The sequence below is a fragment of the Angustibacter aerolatus genome, assembly GCF_054776675.1.
The window spans coordinates 1-16,674 of sequence record NZ_BAAHBM010000030.1; the positions used below are offsets into that span (position 1 = coordinate 1).

18 protein-coding genes and 2 tRNA genes are annotated in these 16,674 nt (G+C 74.6%); 13 read left to right on the plus strand and 7 right to left on the minus strand.

From position 1 onward, the window contains the following. Both ACYVI6_RS09060 and ACYVI6_RS09065 read right to left on the minus strand, forming a co-directional pair. Positions 1-535 (minus strand): ATP synthase subunit B family protein (locus ACYVI6_RS09060; protein WP_460446060.1); only part of this gene is annotated, 535 nt, incomplete at its 3' end. A 73-nt stretch (positions 536-608) separates the two neighbouring features. Next, complete coding sequence (locus ACYVI6_RS09065) at positions 609-2,072, minus strand: MFS transporter (protein WP_460446061.1); 1,464 nt, start codon at positions 2,070-2,072, stop codon at positions 609-611. 93 nt (positions 2,073-2,165) lie between these two features. On the opposite strand from ACYVI6_RS09065, the gene ACYVI6_RS09070 reads away from it, so the two are divergent. Then, a complete protein-coding gene (locus ACYVI6_RS09070) occupies positions 2,166-2,906 on the plus strand; it encodes a TetR/AcrR family transcriptional regulator (protein WP_460446062.1) in 741 nt (246 codons plus the stop codon). A gap of 10 nt (positions 2,907-2,916) precedes the next feature. Here the strand turns inward: ACYVI6_RS09070 and ACYVI6_RS09075 are convergent, their stop codons facing one another. Continuing rightward, a complete protein-coding gene (locus ACYVI6_RS09075) occupies positions 2,917-4,701 on the minus strand; it encodes a hypothetical protein (protein WP_460446063.1) in 1,785 nt (594 codons plus the stop codon). Positions 4,702-4,757: 56 nt separating this feature from the next. Beyond that, positions 4,758-5,321, minus strand: coding sequence for a dihydrofolate reductase family protein (locus tag ACYVI6_RS09080; protein WP_460446064.1), 564 nt, complete (start codon positions 5,319-5,321; stop codon positions 4,758-4,760). Between the two features lie 117 nt (positions 5,322-5,438). Here ACYVI6_RS09080 and ACYVI6_RS09085 point away from each other — a divergent pair. Further along, positions 5,439-5,511: transfer RNA gene (locus ACYVI6_RS09085), tRNA-Thr, on the plus strand. 44 nt (positions 5,512-5,555) lie between these two features. Here ACYVI6_RS09085 and ACYVI6_RS09090 read toward each other — a convergent pair. Next, the gene (locus ACYVI6_RS09090) at positions 5,556-6,830 is read right to left on the minus strand and encodes a hypothetical protein (protein WP_460446065.1); all 1,275 of its coding nucleotides are present in this window, start codon (positions 6,828-6,830) and stop codon (positions 5,556-5,558) included. Next, on the minus strand, positions 6,827-7,699 hold the full coding sequence (locus ACYVI6_RS09095) for a cytochrome b5 domain-containing protein (RefSeq protein ID WP_460446066.1): 873 nt from the start codon (positions 7,697-7,699) through the stop codon (positions 6,827-6,829). The genes ACYVI6_RS09090 and ACYVI6_RS09095 overlap by 4 nt, the downstream gene beginning before the upstream one ends. A gap of 147 nt (positions 7,700-7,846) precedes the next feature. Here ACYVI6_RS09095 and ACYVI6_RS09100 point away from each other — a divergent pair. The 3 genes from ACYVI6_RS09100 to ACYVI6_RS09110 all read left to right on the plus strand — a co-directional run bounded on the left by ACYVI6_RS09100 (position 7,847) and on the right by ACYVI6_RS09110 (position 8,647). Further along, positions 7,847-7,919: transfer RNA gene (locus ACYVI6_RS09100), tRNA-Thr, on the plus strand. 131 nt (positions 7,920-8,050) lie between these two features. Continuing rightward, the gene (locus ACYVI6_RS09105; RefSeq protein WP_460446067.1) at positions 8,051-8,302 is read left to right on the plus strand and encodes a hypothetical protein; all 252 of its coding nucleotides are present in this window, start codon (positions 8,051-8,053) and stop codon (positions 8,300-8,302) included. A gap of 90 nt (positions 8,303-8,392) precedes the next feature. Beyond that, on the plus strand, positions 8,393-8,647 hold the full coding sequence (locus ACYVI6_RS09110; RefSeq protein ID WP_284289424.1) for a hypothetical protein: 255 nt from the start codon (positions 8,393-8,395) through the stop codon (positions 8,645-8,647). Between the two features lie 194 nt (positions 8,648-8,841). On the opposite strand, the gene ACYVI6_RS09115 is transcribed toward ACYVI6_RS09110, so the two are convergent. Beyond that, complete coding sequence (locus ACYVI6_RS09115) at positions 8,842-9,411, minus strand: CGNR zinc finger domain-containing protein (protein WP_460446068.1); 570 nt, start codon at positions 9,409-9,411, stop codon at positions 8,842-8,844. Positions 9,412-9,483: 72 nt separating this feature from the next. Here ACYVI6_RS09115 and ACYVI6_RS09120 point away from each other — a divergent pair, with 72 nt between their 5' ends. From ACYVI6_RS09120 to ACYVI6_RS09155, 8 genes are all read left to right on the plus strand, one after another. Next, a complete protein-coding gene (locus ACYVI6_RS09120; protein ID WP_460446069.1) occupies positions 9,484-10,701 on the plus strand; it encodes an MFS transporter in 1,218 nt (405 codons plus the stop codon). Continuing rightward, positions 10,701-11,867 (plus strand): alpha/beta fold hydrolase, encoded by a 1,167-nt coding sequence (locus ACYVI6_RS09125; protein ID WP_460446070.1) that lies wholly within the window; start codon positions 10,701-10,703, stop codon positions 11,865-11,867. The genes ACYVI6_RS09120 and ACYVI6_RS09125 overlap by 1 nt, the downstream gene beginning before the upstream one ends. 105 nt (positions 11,868-11,972) lie before the next feature. Continuing rightward, on the plus strand, positions 11,973-12,377 hold the full coding sequence (locus tag ACYVI6_RS09130; protein ID WP_460446071.1) for a hypothetical protein: 405 nt from the start codon (positions 11,973-11,975) through the stop codon (positions 12,375-12,377). After that, complete coding sequence (locus tag ACYVI6_RS09135) at positions 12,374-13,108, plus strand: ABC transporter ATP-binding protein (RefSeq protein ID WP_460446072.1); 735 nt, start codon at positions 12,374-12,376, stop codon at positions 13,106-13,108. Before ACYVI6_RS09130 ends, ACYVI6_RS09135 begins: the two co-directional genes overlap by 4 nt. Further along, positions 13,105-14,313 (plus strand): hypothetical protein, encoded by a 1,209-nt coding sequence (locus ACYVI6_RS09140; RefSeq protein ID WP_460446073.1) that lies wholly within the window; start codon positions 13,105-13,107, stop codon positions 14,311-14,313. Before ACYVI6_RS09135 ends, ACYVI6_RS09140 begins: the two co-directional genes overlap by 4 nt. After that, complete coding sequence (locus ACYVI6_RS09145; protein ID WP_460446074.1) at positions 14,310-14,861, plus strand: hypothetical protein; 552 nt, start codon at positions 14,310-14,312, stop codon at positions 14,859-14,861. The genes ACYVI6_RS09140 and ACYVI6_RS09145 overlap by 4 nt, the downstream gene beginning before the upstream one ends. Positions 14,862-14,892: 31 nt before the next feature. Then, positions 14,893-16,188, plus strand: coding sequence for an O-acetylhomoserine aminocarboxypropyltransferase/cysteine synthase family protein (locus ACYVI6_RS09150; RefSeq protein WP_460446075.1), 1,296 nt, complete (start codon positions 14,893-14,895; stop codon positions 16,186-16,188). Further along, positions 16,185-16,673: a CoA-binding protein gene (locus tag ACYVI6_RS09155; RefSeq protein ID WP_460446076.1), complete on the plus strand. Its 489-nt coding sequence runs from the start codon at positions 16,185-16,187 to the stop codon at positions 16,671-16,673. The genes ACYVI6_RS09150 and ACYVI6_RS09155 overlap by 4 nt, the downstream gene beginning before the upstream one ends. The last annotated feature ends 1 nt before the right edge of the window (position 16,674 follow it).

Genomic DNA, 16,674 nt, shown 5'->3' on the forward strand with positions numbered 1-16,674 from the left:
CGAGCTCGGCGCGGGAGGCGTCGTCGCGCTGGTCGGCCTCGGCGCGCGAGGTGCGCCGCAGCCGCTCGGCCTCGGCGCGGGCCTCGTCGAGCAGCTGGTCGCTGGTGCGCTGCGCGGCGTCGAGGTCGAGCGAGGCCTGCTCGCTCGCGTCGGCGACCAGGCCGCGGGCCTCCTCGGTGGCCGAGGCCAGCACCCGCTCGGCCTCGGCCAGCCGCTGCTCGGCCTGCTGCGCCTGGAGCCGTGCGGCCTGCGTGCTGCGCTCGAGCAGGTCGCGCCGCTGGGCGGTGTCGCCGCTCACGCGCTCGGCCTCGGCCCGCGTCTGCTCCATCAGCTGCCGCGACTCGTGCGCGGCCTGCTGCTGCAGCTGCGCCGCCTGCTCGCGGGCCTCGCGCACGAGCCGGTCGGCGTGCTGCTGGGCGAGCCCGAGCAGGTCGACCGCCTGGTCAGCGACCGGGGTGCTCGAGGTGACCCGGAGGTCGTCCCCGGGGGCGGCGTCGACGGCGGTCCGGCCCTCTCGCTCCGCCTCCGCGCTCATGTCCTGCATCGTGTCAGAACCCGCCGCGATGCGGCACCCCGCTGCCCGCCCCGCGGACGCACCGGCGTCCGCCTCAGTGCGCGTCCTCGGTGCTGCGCGAGTCGCTGAGCGAGCGGGCGCCGAGCGCGGCGACGGCGCCGACGACGACCGCGAGGACGGCGTACGTGATGCGCTCCCCGTGGAAGAACGAGGCCACGAGGGCGGCGCTCCACCGACCGGCGGGCAGCGTCGTGGTGACCAGCACCGCGATGAGCGTGCCGACCACGGCGGTCCCGATGCTGGTGCCGACCTCCTGCGCGGTGTCGTTCATGGCGGCGGCGAGCGAGGTGCGGTTCTCCGGCACCGCGCCGACGAGGGCCACGGCGCAGATCGTCATCACGGTGCGCAGCCCGAGGGTCATCACGACCATGCACGCGGCGACGGCGACGTACCCGTGCGAGACCCCCCACGACAGGCCGAGCAGCGACCCGGCGAGCAGGCCGGCGCCGATCAGGCAGGCGACGCGGTGCCCGAGGCGGCTGGCGAGCGCCGTCGACACCGGGGCGGCGAGGACCATCGTGGCGATCAGCGGCAGGTTGGCCAGGCCGGCGCCCACGGGGCTCCAGCCGTAGGCGTACTGGAAGTGCAGGATCAGCCCGAACATGACGCTCGCCATGGCGATCGAGGTGCCCACCTGCGCGATGGCGGCGCCGCGCACGGTGCCGTCGGAGAACAGCCGCAGGTCGAGCATCGGCGACGCGGTGCGCCGCTCGTGCCGCACGAACGCGACGACGGCGAGGACGGCCAGCAGCACGCAGCCGACGGTGACGGGCGACAGCCAGCCGCGCTGCACGCCGCTGGTCGCCGCGTAGCAGGCCGCGCCCATGGAGACGATGCTGAGCACCGCGCCGGGCAGGTCGAGGACGTCGTCGGTGAGGTCCTCGCGGCGGTCGGCCGGCACGCCGAGCCGGACCCCGAGATGAGCGAGCAGCGCGATGGGGGCGTTGACGACGAGCAGCCACTCCCAGCGCACGTGGGCCAGGGCGGTGCCGCCGAGCAGCGGGCCGAGCACGAAACCGGACATGCCGACGACGATCATCACGGTCATGGCGCGCATGCGCAGCGCCTCGTCCTCGAACAGCCGGAAGACGAGCGAGTTGGTGATCGGCGCCATCGCGGCGGCGCACAGGCCGAGCGCGGCCCGGACGGCGATCAGCTCGCCGGCGGTGTGCACCCAGACCACGGACAGGCTGATCAGGCCGAACGAGACCAGCCCGACCAGCAGCACGCGCCGGCGACCGAGGCGGTCGGCGGCGGACCCGGCGGTGAGCAGCAGCCCGCCGAAGGTCAGCGAGTAGGCGCCGGTCACCCACTGCAGCGCGGTGGTGCCGCTGCCGAGGTCCCGCCCGATCGTCGGCAGCGCGATGGTGAGCAGGGTGTTGTCGACCATCTCGACGAAGAAGGCCAGGCAGAGCGCGGCGAGCGGCACCCAGGCCGCTCGCAGGGACGGGTAGGTCCTGGTGGTGCCTGCGGCGGTGGTCGGTGTCGTGACGCTCATGGCGGTCCTCCGATCGAACGACGTTCGACTATCGAACGCGGTTCGAGATTAGAACGTCGTTCGGTCGGCGCGCAAGTGTGGTGGACTGTCCGGGTGAGCGACGTCGAGACCCCCGCCACCCGCCGGGCCGCCCGAGGCCGGGGTGAGCGCCCGGCAGCGGGCCGCCGTCGGGCCTCGCACTCGCTCGACGCGGTGCTGGTCGAGGCGGTGAAGCTGCTCGACGAGGCCGGCGAGGCGGCCCTGACCTTCCGGGCGCTCGCCGCCAGGCTCGGCGGCGGGGTGGGCAGCATCTACTGGTACGTCTCCGGCAAGGACGAGCTGCTCGACCGGGCCGCCGACCACGTGCTGGCCGACGTCCTCGTCACCACGAGCAGCGCGGGCGACCTGCCCGACCCGATCGAGAGCGTCCGGGCGATCGCCGTCGCCCTCTTCGAGGCCGTCGCCGACCGCCCCTGGCTCGGCGCGTACTTCATGCGCGACACGGGCGTGCAGCAGAACGGCCTCGCGCTGTTCGAGCGGCTCGGTCAGCAGATGCTGCGGCTCGACCTCACGCCGCGGCAGCGGTTCCACGCGGTGTCGACCGTCATCGGGTTCGTGGTCGGCGTCGCGGCCGACATGGGGCAGCAGCCGCCGCGCGAGGTGCTCGCCGGCGAGGTCACGCGCGAGGAGCACCTGGCCCGCTTCGTCGCCGAGTGGCGCGCGCTCGACGCCGAGGCCTTCCCGTTCATCCACCACGTGGCCGACGAGTTCGAGGACCACGACGACGCCGAGCAGTTCCGCGCCGGCCTCGACCTCATCCTGACCGGGCTGCGCGACCAGGCGGGCCAGGGCTGAGTTTGAGCCGTCAGCTCTGCACGCGACCGAACTGCAGCCCGCCGGCGGACGGCCCCGGCACGAGCGTCGTGGCGCCGCGCGGGCCGCCCTGCACCTGACCGCGCTGCCGCAGGTCGCCGACGTCCTCGCCCGGCACGCCGTACCACTCGCTCTCGTGCACGTCCTCGTCGTCGCGCTCGTCGCCGCTGAGGGTCGCGATGCTGGTGCCGAGGTGGTCGCCGTCCTCCGGAGCGCCCGCCCAGCCCGGCGTCGACTGGTTCACCGCGTCGCTCCGGACGACGCCGTCGGCGAGGTCGGCGCCCAGCACCACCCGCAGCAGGGATCCCGCGTTGACCGCCGCGCCGACGTCCTCGAACGGGACGCCGATCAGCAGCACCCGCTGCTCGAGCTGTCGGCTCGACGCCAGCACCTGGCCGAGCCGGTCGCCCGACTCGTCGTCGCCGACGACCCGCGCCCCGCCCTGCGTGATCTGCAGGGCGTCGCCGCTGAACCGCCTGGCCCCGGCGGGCCGGCGCAGCAGGTTGACCATGCCGGTCTGCTTCGCCCGGCCGATCGTCTCGCCGGGGACGCCGACCGCCATCCGCTGACCGTCGTCGAGGTCGAGCGGTTGCAGCGCGGCACCGAACAGGTCGCCCGTCTCGGCGGTGCCGGGCACGCCGGACGTGTTCTGGGTCAGCAGGTACGGCGTGCCCGAGGTCGGCAGCACGTCGACGGCGCCGGCGTCGCGGCGGCTCCCGACGTCCTCGCCCGGCACGCCGACCACGAGCTGGCCGACGCCCCACGCGACCGCGCTGCCGAACGCGTCGCCGGTCTCCGGGGTGCCGGGCACCGGGCCGGCCTGGCTGGCGAACGAGCCGCGCACGGTGGTGCGGAACGACACCCGGACGACGCCGCCGGCGCCCACCACGTCGCCGACCGTCTCGCCGGGCGCCCCGATCGCGACGTCGCCGTCCTGGCCCACGGCCAGCGCGGCACCGAACAGGTCGCCCGTCTCGGCGCCGCCGGTGCCGGGCAGCGTGCCCTGGTGCAGCACCGCCGTCGCGCGGCCGCCGCCGAGGCCGGTGCGCGACCCGAAGTACACCCGCACCTCGCCCGCGCGCGCCCGGCCGTCCACCGTGGTCGACGGCAGGCCGACGACGAGGTCGGCGTACCGGTCGTCGTCCAGCCACCCCGTCGCGAGCGCCGCGACCCCGGGCAGCGCGAGGGCCTCCCGCCGCTTCTCCAGCCGGGTCGGGCCGTTGCCGTAGCGGACGTCGACGCCGCGGGTGGTCGCGACGGCGAGGTCGGGGCAGAGGTCGCCGTCGAAGTCGTCGAGCTTCTGGCCGTAGCAGGCGTCGCTGCTGATCGTCGTCGCGATCTCGGTGGGCGCCTCGCCGGGTGCGACGCCGAACACCAGCACGAAGTAGGTGGTGCCCCTCGTCAGCTCGGCGCTGATGAACGTGCAGTCGACCGCCGTCAGCGACCCGGGGGTGCCGGTGGCCAGCACGCTGCGGGTGCCGGGCCCGCCGTCGGCGAACGTCGAGATGGTGAGCGCCGTGTCGTAGCCGGGCGTCACCCGGTACCAGACGCCGCCCGTCGTCGTGGGCTCGCCGCAGGCGGTGTGGATCGCGGCCTCGTCGGCGTCCGTCGTCGCGTCGCCGACCGCGGCCGTGGTGCTGTACGGGAGGTCGAGCAGGTCGACGACGGTCGCGGTGGCCGCCGTGTCGTTGCCGGGCGGAGCCGCCGCCGCCGTCTGCGGGGCCCCGAGCCCCAGCACGAGCACCGCCGCGGCCGTCACGAGTGCACGGGTTCGCACGACCCCACCTCCGTCGCCCAGGGTTCTTGCCGTTGTCCTCGCCCCGGGCGGGGTTGTCAAGGCTTCGGCAGCCGGTAGGTGAGCAGCAGGCTGCCGCTCGGCGACGACCTGCTCTCGCCCAGCTCGAACCGGCGGACGCCCAGCTCGTCGGTGAACAGCCGCCGCCCGCCGTACCCGACGACCGGTGCCACCACGAGCCGCAGCTCGTCGACCAGACCGGCCGCGAGCAGGCCCTGCGCCAGCGTGATGCTGCCGTGCACCCCGACGTCCCCGCCCTCGGTGCGCTTGAGGTCGCGGACGCTGGTCTCGATCGGCCCCTCGAGCGCAGTCACCTCGCCCCAGTCGCTGTCGAGCGGCCGCGACGTGACCACGTGCTTGCGCACGCCGTTGACGAAGCTCGCGAACGGCTCCTCGTTCGACGTCGGCCAGTACCGCGACCACTCGTCGTGCATGTTCCGGCCCAGCAGCACGGCGTCCTGCGCCTCGATCACCTCGCGCTCGAACTCGACCATGACGTCGTCGAACACCGGCGGCCCGTCCGACCCGTCCGCGAAGTACTCCTCGGGGCGGTCGACCGCGCCGTCCAGCGTCATCAGCGTGTAGAGCACGAGCCTGCGCACGGTGCCTCCGTCCGGTGGGGTGTCTGCCTGGACGACCCTGCCGGACGCCGGGACTCATCGGCGGCCCGGACTCAGCCGGTACCCTGCGACGGCGGACGTGCTCCTCGCGCCCGCCCCGCCGGCATGGCGCAACTGGTAGCGCACCCGACTTGTAATCGGGCGGTTCTCGGTTCGAGTCCGAGTGTCGGCTCCCGGGAGGGCGCGACAGGTGGCGGGGACGCGCGACGAGTGCGTTCAGGCGCCGCGCTCCTCGGCCGCGTCGCGCAGCCGCCGCCCCATCGCCGTCCAGCTCCGCCCGTTGACGAAGGTCTGCTCGTGGGCGGTCGTCTGGTTCCGGCCGAGGACGGTCGACAGCATGAGGTAGTCGACGACCTTGGCCCGGTGCACGCCCAGGAACCCGGCGTCGCCGGCGTACGCCTGGTGCACCTGGTCGAAGGCGGTCACCAGCCGCCGGTGGGCGCGGGGGGAGGACCGTCGGGTACCGGCGACCCAGCCACGCAGGTCCAGCGCGCGCACCAGTCGACAGAGCTCTTGCTGGACGCTCGGCAGCTGGGTGCCACCGAGCTGGACCACGAGGGCCCCCAGGTCGGTGTCGTAGCGCTGACGGCCCACGAGCGCGTCCATGACCTGCACCAGGGGGGTCGCCGACCCGCTCGGCCCCACCGGGTAGCCCTCCGCCGGCACCTGGAAGGTCACGACCGTCTTCGCCCAGTCGACGGGGTCGCAGTACGTCCTGCTGCGGGGCGACGGACTGATCTTGCGGAACCCCGCCGTGGCCCGCTGCAGGCTGCGGACGACGCCGTCGAGCACCGACTCGACGTCGTCGACGGCGTCCGGCCCTCCCGGCAGCAGCTCCTCGAGCTCCTCGAGCAGCCCGGGGATCGGCGCGAGCATCGCGTGGATCTCGCTGAACGCGGCCAGGAACACCCGCTCGGACTCCGACCCGTAGGCAGCCGCGGGCACGGTGATGCGATCGACGCGCACGTCCTCGACGTCGTACTGGCCGTCGGCACCGACGACCGCCGGCGCCTCGAGGGCGAAGTTGTTGAACATCTCGTCCTCGAGCGTCAAGCCGCAGAAGGGCCGCCCGGTGCGGCTGCAGACCTCGTGCCAGGGCACCTCGATGGCCGGGGGCAGGCGGTTGTCGTCGACCAGGTTGCGCGGCTCGTACATGCGCTCCAGACCGAAGTGCCAGTAGGCGTGCGCCAGGTTGCCGAGCACCGTGGCCGCCCAGGGGAGCGCGTCGTCCGGCAGCGATCCCGGGTCGCTCGCCAGGGTCGGCAGGCCCGCCAGCACCTGCTGCGCGTCGCGCCGGTGCGCCAGCTCCGGCAGCTGGGCGAGCGCCTCCTCCCAGGCCGCGTGCGACGCGGGGAGGGGTCTGGGGCTCAGCCGCCGGGGCAGGAACCCGTGCTCGCGGTCGAGGTTGCCGTCGAGGTGCAGGGGCCTGGCCTCGGCTGCGTCGAGGAGCCGTGCGACGGGACCGCGACGGACCGCGGCCTCGGCGGTCACGACCGACCCCGGTCGAGCACGACCAACCGTGCCGCGTGGCCGGCCACCCAGTCGCACAGCAGCCTCCGGACCTGTCTGGCCCGGCGGACGTCGGATCGCGTCCCGTCTTCTGCGTCGGCTGCGGCGACCCCGTCGACCGCACCGACCTCGCCGACCCCGCCGACCTGCTCCAGCCACTCCATCGTGAGCGACGCGGCGTCGACCACCGCCGCCAGCACGTCGAGCGCGTCCGCGAGCAGGGCGTTCGCCAGATCGGCCGCCTCCGGATCCGAGCGGTCGCGCGCGATCGCGGCCAGCAGCCCGTCGAGCCGCGGAGCGGGGAGATCGACCGGCTCCTCGAACCCCAGCAGCGACAGATCCCTCGTCAGCTGCACCGCGTGGTCGCGGAGCAGGTGCGCGTACGACTGACCGACGTAGACGAGCAGGTCGCCGCCGGGTCTGGGGACCTGCACCTGCAGCCAGAGCGCGTTGCGGACCAGGACCGCCAGGTCGAGCACCCGCTGCCACGCGTGCCACGTCGGGTCGGCGGGCGCGGCGGCCAGCCGGGCGCACGCGTGCCGCGCGAGGCGGCTCCGGACGGCCGGCTGACTGTGCAGCGACACCAGCTCGACGTCGTCGGTGGCATCCAACCCGGCGTTCGCCACGAGGACGTGCGGGCCGCCCGGGTGCGAGCCGGCCACGACCGGGGTGAGGTCGAGCACCACGCCACCGACGGCCACGAGCGGACGCCGCCGAGTGGCCCTGCGCGCCAGGCAGCCGTGCGTCATGACCGGGAGCCCGTGCACCGGTCCGAGCTCGGTCTCGTCCCACCAGCCCAGTGGAGGGCCCACCTGCAGGTCGGGTGCGGACATCGTGGTGGACTCGGTCACGAGCACCTCCGGGTCAGGAGTTCACCGGCGACGACGTCGCTGGGCGCTGCTCAACGTACTTGTCGCAGATGTCCGAAAACAAGATTTGCACAGCGCACATGTTGTTGCACAGTCATCGACTGCATCGGGCGGTCCGGCGCCCCCCGCGCCGGCACGGCGCAACTGGTAGCGCCCCCGACGTGTGATCGGAAGGTTGCAGGTGCAGGTCCCGCTGCCGGCTCTCGCCCTCGTCGTGGCAGTCGGTCGTCCGCTCGTGGCTGCTGGGGTGCGATTGCGCCGCTCGGGTGGACGCCCTGTCCGATCCTGGCTGACGCGTCGTCCCGGGGCGCGAGGTCGTGCCACGCTGTGACGGTGCGCCTCGACTACGTGCTGTGGGACCTCGTCGTGCGGGTCGTGGAGCTCATGGCGCTCGTCGTCCTCGTCGTGACCGCAGTCGTCACCGTCGCCGCAGCCTGCTTCGCGCTCACTGCCCGGGTCTCCCGACGACGAGCGACGCCGACCCGGACGGAGGTCCCTCGCGACGTCATCGAGTCGTGGTGGCCGGAGCGCGACGCCGGCCGGGTCGCGGCTGGGGCGGAGGGCTCGGACCCCACGACCGGGTGACGCATCGGCTGGCCCGAGGACGAGTGGCGTGCGCAGGCTGGACGCGCGTGGTCCCGTGCGCCGGTGCAGGCCCAGCCGTACGGTCGTCCGGTGCGCACCGCCATCATGATCGGTCTGTCCGTCGTGGCCGGATGGGTGGGCGCCTCGATGGGTGAGCGCTGGCGCAGTCGCTTCCTGGCCTGGCGCGAGCGACGCCGCCTCGCGCAACCAGCGGGACGATGTCACGAGTGCGGTCACGACTGGCGAGAGCACCTCCCCGACGGGTGCTCGGAGTGCTCCTACGAGATCGAGCACGAGGAACCGCTTGCACCGCAGGCGGTGTGTCTCATCCCGCCGCCGGCCTGACGGCGACCGTCAGGTGTCTCAGGTCGGCCCGTAGGCGGGGATGCCGCGGGCGCGCAGCTGAGTGACGAGGTGCGTCGACAGCGTGCGGTTCGAGATGACGAACGGGGCCTTGGCGCCGGTGCGCGCCAGCTCGCGCAGGGCGAGGTGCGCTCGCGCCAGACCACCGGTGCGAGGAACCGGGGTCGGTCGGGCGCCTAGGCGCGGAAACCGCCCGAGGCGCGCCGGTGCGTGCGGACCTTGGCGAGGTTGCCGCAGCGCTCCATGGAGCACCAGCGGCGGGTGCCGGGGCGCGAGGCGTCGACGAAGAGGTAGCTGCAGCCCTCGGCGGCGCAGATGCGGATGCGGTGGCCCAGGGGGCCGCTGAGCAGGTCGACGGCGTCGCGGGCGACGGCCGACAGGGCGGCGACGGCGCGCACCGGGGGGCGCTCCAGCGAGCCGTCGGGGGTCAGGCGGGGGGTCGGGGGAGCGGACGCGGCGAACCCGTTCAGCGTCTCGACGTCGGCGGGGTCGAGCGGGCGGTCGGTGGCGCGGGCCCGGGCGAGCTCGAGCACCGCGGACCGCAGGCGGTGCGCGGCCACGACGTCGGCCGGCCGGGCGACGACCTGCACGTCGAGCACGTGCCCGAGCCAGTGCTCCAGGGCGGCGCGGTCGGGGACCAGCTCGGGCTCGCTCCAGTACGGCGTCGCGGCGGTGTGCGCGAGGTCGAGGCAGGGGCGTCCGGAGCGGAACCGCTTGGCGACGGCCGGGTCCATCCGCGTGGTCATGCGCCCATCGTACGCCTGACACCGGTCGAACCGGTGTTGGCAACACCGGTCATACCGGTTACGGTGACGGGCATGGCTTCGACCGCGGTCCTCCGTGCACCCGGCACCGCGACGTCCGCACGGCGGGTGGGACGCGCCCGGTGGGCCGTGCCCGCGCTGGCCCTCGGCGGCGTCGCCCTCGGCACCGGGGAGTTCGCGTCGATGGGCGTGCTGCCGTCGGTGGCGGCGGCGTTCGGGGTGGGCGACCCGGCCGCGGGACGGCTGGTGTCGGCGTACGCGGTCGGTGTGGTGCTGGGTGCCCCCGCGCTGGCGGTGCTCGGCGCACGGGTGCCGCGCCGGCGGCTGCTGCTGGTCGCGATGGGCCTGGTCGCCGCCGCGAACGTCGCCTCGGCGCTCGCGCCGTCGCTGGCCTGGCTGACCGCCGCGCGCTTCGTGGCCGGCCTGCCGCACGGCGCGTACCTCGGGGTCGCGGCGCTCGCGGCCGCCTCCCTGGTGGCTCCGGAGCGGCGCGGCCGGGCCATCGCGTCGATCATCGTGGGGCTCACCGTCGCGAACGTCGTGGGTGTCCCGCTCGCAGCCGCCGTCGGTCAGGTGGTCGGGTGGCGGGCGACGTTCGTGCTCGTGGCGCTGCTGGCCGCGGTGGCCGTCGCGGCGGTGCGCCTGGCCGTGCCCCGGCTGCCGCGTGGACGCGCGGACGGGGTGCTCGGCGAGCTGCAGGCCCTGCGGCACAGAGGGTTCTGGCTCGTGGTCGCCGTCTGCGTCGTCGGCGTCGGTGGCGTGTTCGCCGTCTACACGTACGTCGTGAGCACCCTGACGGTCGTCGCCGGCGTCCCGCGCGCGTGGGTGCCGGCCGTGCTCGCCCTGTTCGGCGTCGGGATGACGGCGGGGGCCGTGCTGGGCGGGCGGCTGGCCGACCGGTCCGTGCGCTGGAGCATCGCCCTCGGCATGGTCGGGCTGGCCGCGGTGATGGTCGCGCTGACCGTGCTCGTGCGGCACCCGGCGAGCGCGGCGGTCGGGGTGCTGCTGCTCGGCGCGGCCAGCATGGCGCCGATGCCGAGCATCCAGGCCCGGCTGCTCGACGTCGCACCCGCGGCGCCGACGCTGGCTGCGGCCATGCTGCACTCCGCCACCAACACGGCGAACGCCGTCGGTGCCTGGGCCGGCGGGCTGGTGCTGTCGGCCGGCGCCGGGTACGCCGCCATCGGCTGGGTCGGTGCCGCCATGGCGGTCGCCGGGCTGCTGCTCTCGCTCTGCATGTTCGGGCACGACGGTTCGAGGAGGAACACGTGATGACTGGTGACCACGCGGTGCGACCGCTGCAGCTGGCGGTACCGGACGCAGAGCTCGACGACCTGCGGGACCGGTTGCGGCGCGCCAGGTTCGCCGAGCGGGAGACGGTCACGACGCCCGACGGCTCGGACGACTGGCGCCAGGGTCCGCCGCTGGCGCTGGTGCGGGACCTGGTCGCGTACTGGGCGGACGCGTACGACTGGCGCCGCGTCGAGGCCGAGCTGAACGCCCACGGTCAGGCGGTGACGGAGGTCGACGGGCTCGACGTCCACTTCCTGCACGTGCGCTCGTCGCGCCCCGACGCGCGGCCGCTCGTCGTCACCCACGGCTGGCCCAGCTCGGTGATCGAGCCGCTCGAGGTGATCGACCGGCTGGCCGAGCCAGGGTCGCCCGACCTGCCGGCCTTCCACGTGGTGGCGCCCTCGCTGCCCGGCTTCGGGTTCAGCGGCAGGCCCACGAGCACCGGGTGGGACGCCGAGCGCACCGCCGACGCCTGGGTCGAGCTGATGCGGCGGCTGGGGTACGAGCGGTTCCTCGCCGCAGGCGGTGACTGGGGCGGCCGGGTCACCGCCGCCCTCGGCACCCGTCGCCCCGACCGCGTGGAGGCCCTGCACACGTTCACGCCGTACGTCGGCGAGCCGGCTGACCCGGGGCAGCTCACCGAGACCGAGCAGCGATGGGTCGACGAGACGCGTCGCTTCTGGCGCTTCGGGTCGGGCTACTCGCTCGAGCAGTCGACCCGCCCGCAGACCATCGGGTACGGCCTCGTCGACTCGCCCGTCGCGCTGCTGACCTGGGTGCTCGACAAGTTCTGGGCCTGGACCGACCACACCGGCGACGTCGAGACCGCAGTCGGTCGCGACCGGATCCTCGACACCGTGACGCTCTACTGGCTCTCCGCCACCGGCGCGTCGTCCGCCCGCTTCTACTGGGAGAACTTCCCGGCGAACCGCGCAGCACGGCCCGTCGACGTCCCGACCGCCGTCACGATCTTCCCCGGCGACATGGAGAAGCTGCCCAGGCCCTGGGTCGAGCAGCGCTTCACCAACCTGACGTCGTGGACCGAGGTCGAGCGCGGCGGGCACTTCCCGATGCTCGAGGTGCCCGACCTGTACGCCGAGTCGCTGCGGCACGCGTTCTCGGGCCCGCAAGCAGCTGATGCCTGATGACCGGTCACCGACAGGGGCGTGACTACCTCGGTGACCGAATGTTGGTCGAGGCGACGACCTTGTCTAGGCTGGCCGATCATCAACTCTGGTCAGGGGGCAAACATGCGGCGAGTGGTCACAGGATTGCTGGCGGGCATCGGGTTGGTCGTGGCCGGCGCCACCAGCGCGCAGGCGTGGACCTGGGCGGCGAGCAGCAACCCGATCGTCATGAGCGGGGGCGGGGGGTACGGCAACCTGCGCGAGGGGGTCGGCCAGGCGACGCTGCAGAGCTGGCTGCGGGACACGAAGCTCGACGACGGTCGCGTGTACGCGCACGTCGTCGTCCAGGTGGGCGGGGCAGATGTCTCGGTCATCGACTCAGGTCGTCGCTCGGACGGTGAGCGCTCGTATGCGCGCATGGCCGACCGGACCGGCGCGCTGGGCGGCGGAGCGCACCACTACGTCGTCTCGACGTGCCGTTCGACGCCTGCGAACGACCCCTGCTCGAAGGACAAGCGCCGCACGTGACGCGCCTCGTCGTCAGCGGGGTGTCGCACCGCTACGGACGCACCGCGGCGCTGTCGGACGTCGACCTCGACATCGGCCCGGGCGTGACGGCGCTGCTCGGGGTGAACGGCGCGGGCAAGTCGACGCTCGTGTCCGTCTGCGCAGGCGTCGTCGCGCCGAGCGCCGGGGCCGTGCGGATCGGTGACGCGGCCACGACCGGCCGCTCGCGCCGGCAGGCCCTGCGGCGCGTCGCCCTGATGCCACAGCTCACGACGTTCCCCGGCAACCTCACGGCTCGGGACGTGGTGACCTACCTGGCCTGGCTCAAGGGTGCCGGCCGCGCCCGGGCGAGGGCGCGTGCCGACGAGTCGCTGACCGCCGTCGGGCTCGAGGGGCACGCGGACCGGCGGTGCAGCGCGCTGTCCGGCGGCATGCTGCGCCGGGTCGCGCTGGCTCAGGCGCTGGCCTGCGACGCCGAGGTGCTGCTGCTCGACGAACCGAGCACCGGGCTCGACCCGCGCCAGCGGCACGGCATGGTCGAGCTGTTGCGCGGGCTGACCGGCACCGTGCTGATGAGCAGCCACGTCGTCGAGGACGTCGAGGACCTCGCCGACCGCGTGCTGGTGCTCGACGGTGGGCGGCTGGTGTTCGACGGGACGACGGACAGGCTGGCCGGTCTGGCCACCGACGACGGGCGCAGGAGCCGGCTCGAGTCGGGGTTCCTGCACGTGACGGGGCAGGCGGTGTCGTGACCGCGGTCGTCGTGTGGGCGCGGCGCGGCGCCGGGCGCTTCGTCGCACTCGGCCTGCTCGGCGTCCTGGCGTCGGTGCTCGCGCGACCGGTGTGGCGCCTCGAGGTCGACTGGGGCGTGCGGTTGACCGCCGGTGCGCTCGTCATGGTGTGCCCGTGCGTCGCAGCGGCTGCAGCCTTCGACACCGGACGCAGGCTGCGACCGACGCTCGAGGTGCTCGGCCGCGGCGGTGTGCGGTCGCGCGCGATCGTCGTCGCGCCGGCTGTCGCCGTGGTGCTCAGCGCCTGGGCGGCCTTCGCCGTCGCCTGGCTCGCCGTCGCGGTCGTCGTGCTGGTGCACGGCGGCACGGGGCTGACCGACGGCTGGGTCGTCCCCGAGGTGCTGGCGCCGCTCGCCGCCGCCGGCGCCGTGGGGTGCCTCGCCGGCATGATGACCGCCGGACGCACCGGTGCCCCGCTCGCCGCGCTCGCCGTCCTGGCGGTGACGACGCTGGCCGTGCCCTGGGGCCGCGGCTCGTTCGAGGCCGTGACCACCTACGGGACGCTCACCGGCCTGCAGCGTCCGACCGACCGCGCCCTCGCGAACGTCGTCGGTGCGCTCGGGGTGGCACTGTGCGCCGTCCTGGCCGCGGCCCTGCTGCACCGTCGCGTGCGCGGTCACGGGGCGATCCTCGTCGCGGCTGCGGTGCTGGGTCTCGTGGCCACGGTGGCACCAGCCGCGTGGCCCTGGCACCACGACGTGTTCGTGACCAGCGCCGAGCCGGTCGCCTGCGTCGGGCGCGCGCCGTCCGTGTGCGGGCCGGCCTCGCGGCGCGAGCTGCTGGTGCCGGTGCAGGCCTCGCTGGCCGACGCCTACCGCCGCCTGGACGGCACGCCGTTCACCCGTCCCACGTCGTTCAGGGTCACGCGGCTCGATCACTACTCGCAGCTGCACGGTGCCGCGCCGCTCGACCTCGACCCCGAGCTGGTGCACGACGGTCGGTACGACCTCGGCGCCACCGCCCGGCTGCTGCTGCGCCCGCACCAGTGCCGGGAGCTCTACAGCGCCTCCGGGTCGCTGCCCGTGCTGACCGCGCAGGAGCAGGTGGAGCCCTGGCTGGTCGGCGTGCTGCGCGGACAGCGCCCGGGCCACCCCGTGCCGCCCGACGTCCGGCGTGCGTTCGCCGTCGTCGAGCGCTGCACGCCTGTGACGACGGACCTGCCGTGAGGGCCAGGCTGCTGGTCGCCCACGCCGTCCCGCAGGCGATCGCGGGCACCGTCCTGCTGCTGGGCGCGGGCCTGGTGCTCAGCCGCACGACCGTCGGCGCGACCCGGCTGCCGCTGCCGATCGTCTGGCCGCTCGCGGTGCTGCAGGTCGCCGTGTCGCAGCTCCCGCTCCGCGAGGTGCTGGGGCCGCTGGAACGGGTCGCCGCACGTGGCCGCGTCACGCGCGCGGTCCGCGCGGCTCTCGCGCTGGCCCTCGTCGGCACCTTCGTCGCCGCCGTCGTCGTCCCGCGCGGGGACGCCGTGCTGCTGACGGTGCTCGGTCTGCTCGCGGCGCTGGGGTTCGCCGGCGCGGTGCCGCTGCGCGGCGAACCCTGGGCCTGGGCGCTCGCGCCCGGCGCCGCGGTCACCGCGCTGCTCTTCGTGTCGCCGTTCGGCGAGCCGGTCGACGCGTGCCTCGTCGCCGTCCCGGCCCCGGTGACCGCGACCCTGCTGGTGCTCGCGGCGGCCGCCTACGTCCTCGTCGACGTGCCGCGCCTGCCGTCGCGGTGACCGTGTCGGTGCCACGTGACATCCTCTGGTGGTGAGCGATCGCACCTGGGGTTTTCGCACCCGTGCCCTGCACGCCGGCGGCGCGCCGGACCCGACGACGGGCGCCCGGGCGATGCCGATCTACCAGACGAGCAGCTTCGTCTTCGACGACACGGACGACGCGGCGAACCTGTTCGCGCTGCAGAAGTACGGGTCGATCTACTCGCGCATCGGCAACCCGACGGTGGCCGCGTTCGAGGAGCGGATGGCGAGCCTGGAGGGCGGGCTCGGGGCGGTGGCGGCGGCGAGCGGGCTGGCGGCCGAGTTCCTGGTGTTCGCGGCGCTGGCCGGGGCGGGCGACCACATCGTGGCGGCGGGCAGCCTCTACGGCGGCACGCTGACCCAGCTCGACGTCACGCTGCGCCGGTTCGGGGTCGAGACGACGTTCGTGCGCGGCACCGACCCGGCCGACTACGCGGCGGCGATCACCGACCGCACCAAGTGCGTGTACGCCGAGGTGGTGTCGAACCCGAGCGGTGACGTCGCCGATCTGGAGGGGCTGGCCGAGGTCGCGCACGCGGCCGGCGTGCCGTTCGTGGTCGACGCGACGACCGTGACGCCGTGGCTGTGCCGCCCGATCGAGCACGGCGCCGACATCGTGATCCACAGCGCCACCAAGTTCCTCGGCGGGCACGGCACCACGCTCGGCGGCGTGGTGATCGAGAGCGGCCGCTTCGACTGGGGCAGCGGGCGGTTCCCGCGGATGACCGAGCCGGTGCCGTCGTACGGCGGCGTGCAGTGGTGGGCCAACTTCGGCGAGTACGGCTTCCTCACCCAGCTGCGCAGCGAGCAGCTGCGCGACGTCGGGCCGGCGCTGTCTCCGCACTCGGCCTTCCTGCTGCTGCAGGGGATCGAGACGCTGCCGCAGCGCATGGACGCGCACCTGGAGAACGCGCACGCGGTGGCCCGCTGGCTGCACGCCGACGAGCGCGTCGGCTGGGTGCGCTGGGCCGGGCTGCCCGACCACCCGCACCACGAGCGGGCGCTGCGCTACACGCCGAAGGGGCCGGGCGCGGTGTTCTCGTTCGGCGTCCGCGGTGGCCGGGCAGCGGGGGCGCGCTTCATCGAGGCGCTGCAGCTGTGCAGCCACCTGGCGAACATCGGCGACGCGCGCACGCTCGTCATCCACCCCGCGAGCACCACCCACCAGCAGCTGTCGGCCGACCAGCTCGAGGTCGCCGGCGTCAGCGAGGACCTGGTGCGCATCAGCGTCGGGCTCGAGGACGTCGAGGACGTCCTGTGGGACCTCGACCAGGCGCTGACCGCCGCCGCGAAGGAGACGTCGTGACCACCACCGCCACCTGGACGCCGCCGAGCGCCGCCGACCGGCTGGCCCTCATCCGCCGCACCAGGACGGTCGCGATGGTCGGCGCCTCGGCGAACCCCTCGCGCGCCAGCTACTTCGTGGCGACCTACCTGCTGAGCAGCAGCGACCTCGAGGTGTGGTTCGTGAACCCCGCCGCGACGGAGATCCTCGGCCGGCCGGTGTACCCCTCGCTCGACGCGCTGCCCGGCACGCCCGACCTGGTCGACGTGTTCCGCAAGCCGTCCGACCTGCCGCAGGTGCTCGACGAGGCGCTGGCCGTCGGGGCGAAGGCGCTGTGGCTGCAGCTCGGCCTGCGCGACCAGGCCGTCGCCGACCGCGGCGCCGCGGCCGGGCTCGACGTCGTGATGGACCGCTGCCTGAAGATCGAGCACGCCCGGTTCCACGGCGGCCTGCACCTGGCCGGCTTCGACACCGGCGTGATCAGCTCGCGCCGCCGCGTCGGCTGAC

Excerpts from the sequence above, each read along its gene's own strand:
- ACYVI6_RS09115 (WP_460446068.1), bottom strand. The coding sequence starts at position 9,411 with ATGACCACGCGGATGGACCCGGCCGTCGCCAAGCGGTTCCGCTCCGGA.
- ACYVI6_RS09130 (WP_460446071.1), top strand. The coding sequence starts at position 11,973 with ATGCGGCGAGTGGTCACAGGATTGCTGGCGGGCATCGGGTTGGTCGTG.
- ACYVI6_RS09120 (WP_460446069.1), top strand. The coding sequence starts at position 9,484 with ATGGCTTCGACCGCGGTCCTCCGTGCACCCGGCACCGCGACGTCCGCA.
- ACYVI6_RS09065 (WP_460446061.1), bottom strand. The coding sequence starts at position 2,072 with ATGAGCGTCACGACACCGACCACCGCCGCAGGCACCACCAGGACCTAC.
- ACYVI6_RS09125 (WP_460446070.1), top strand. The coding sequence starts at position 10,701 with ATGACTGGTGACCACGCGGTGCGACCGCTGCAGCTGGCGGTACCGGAC.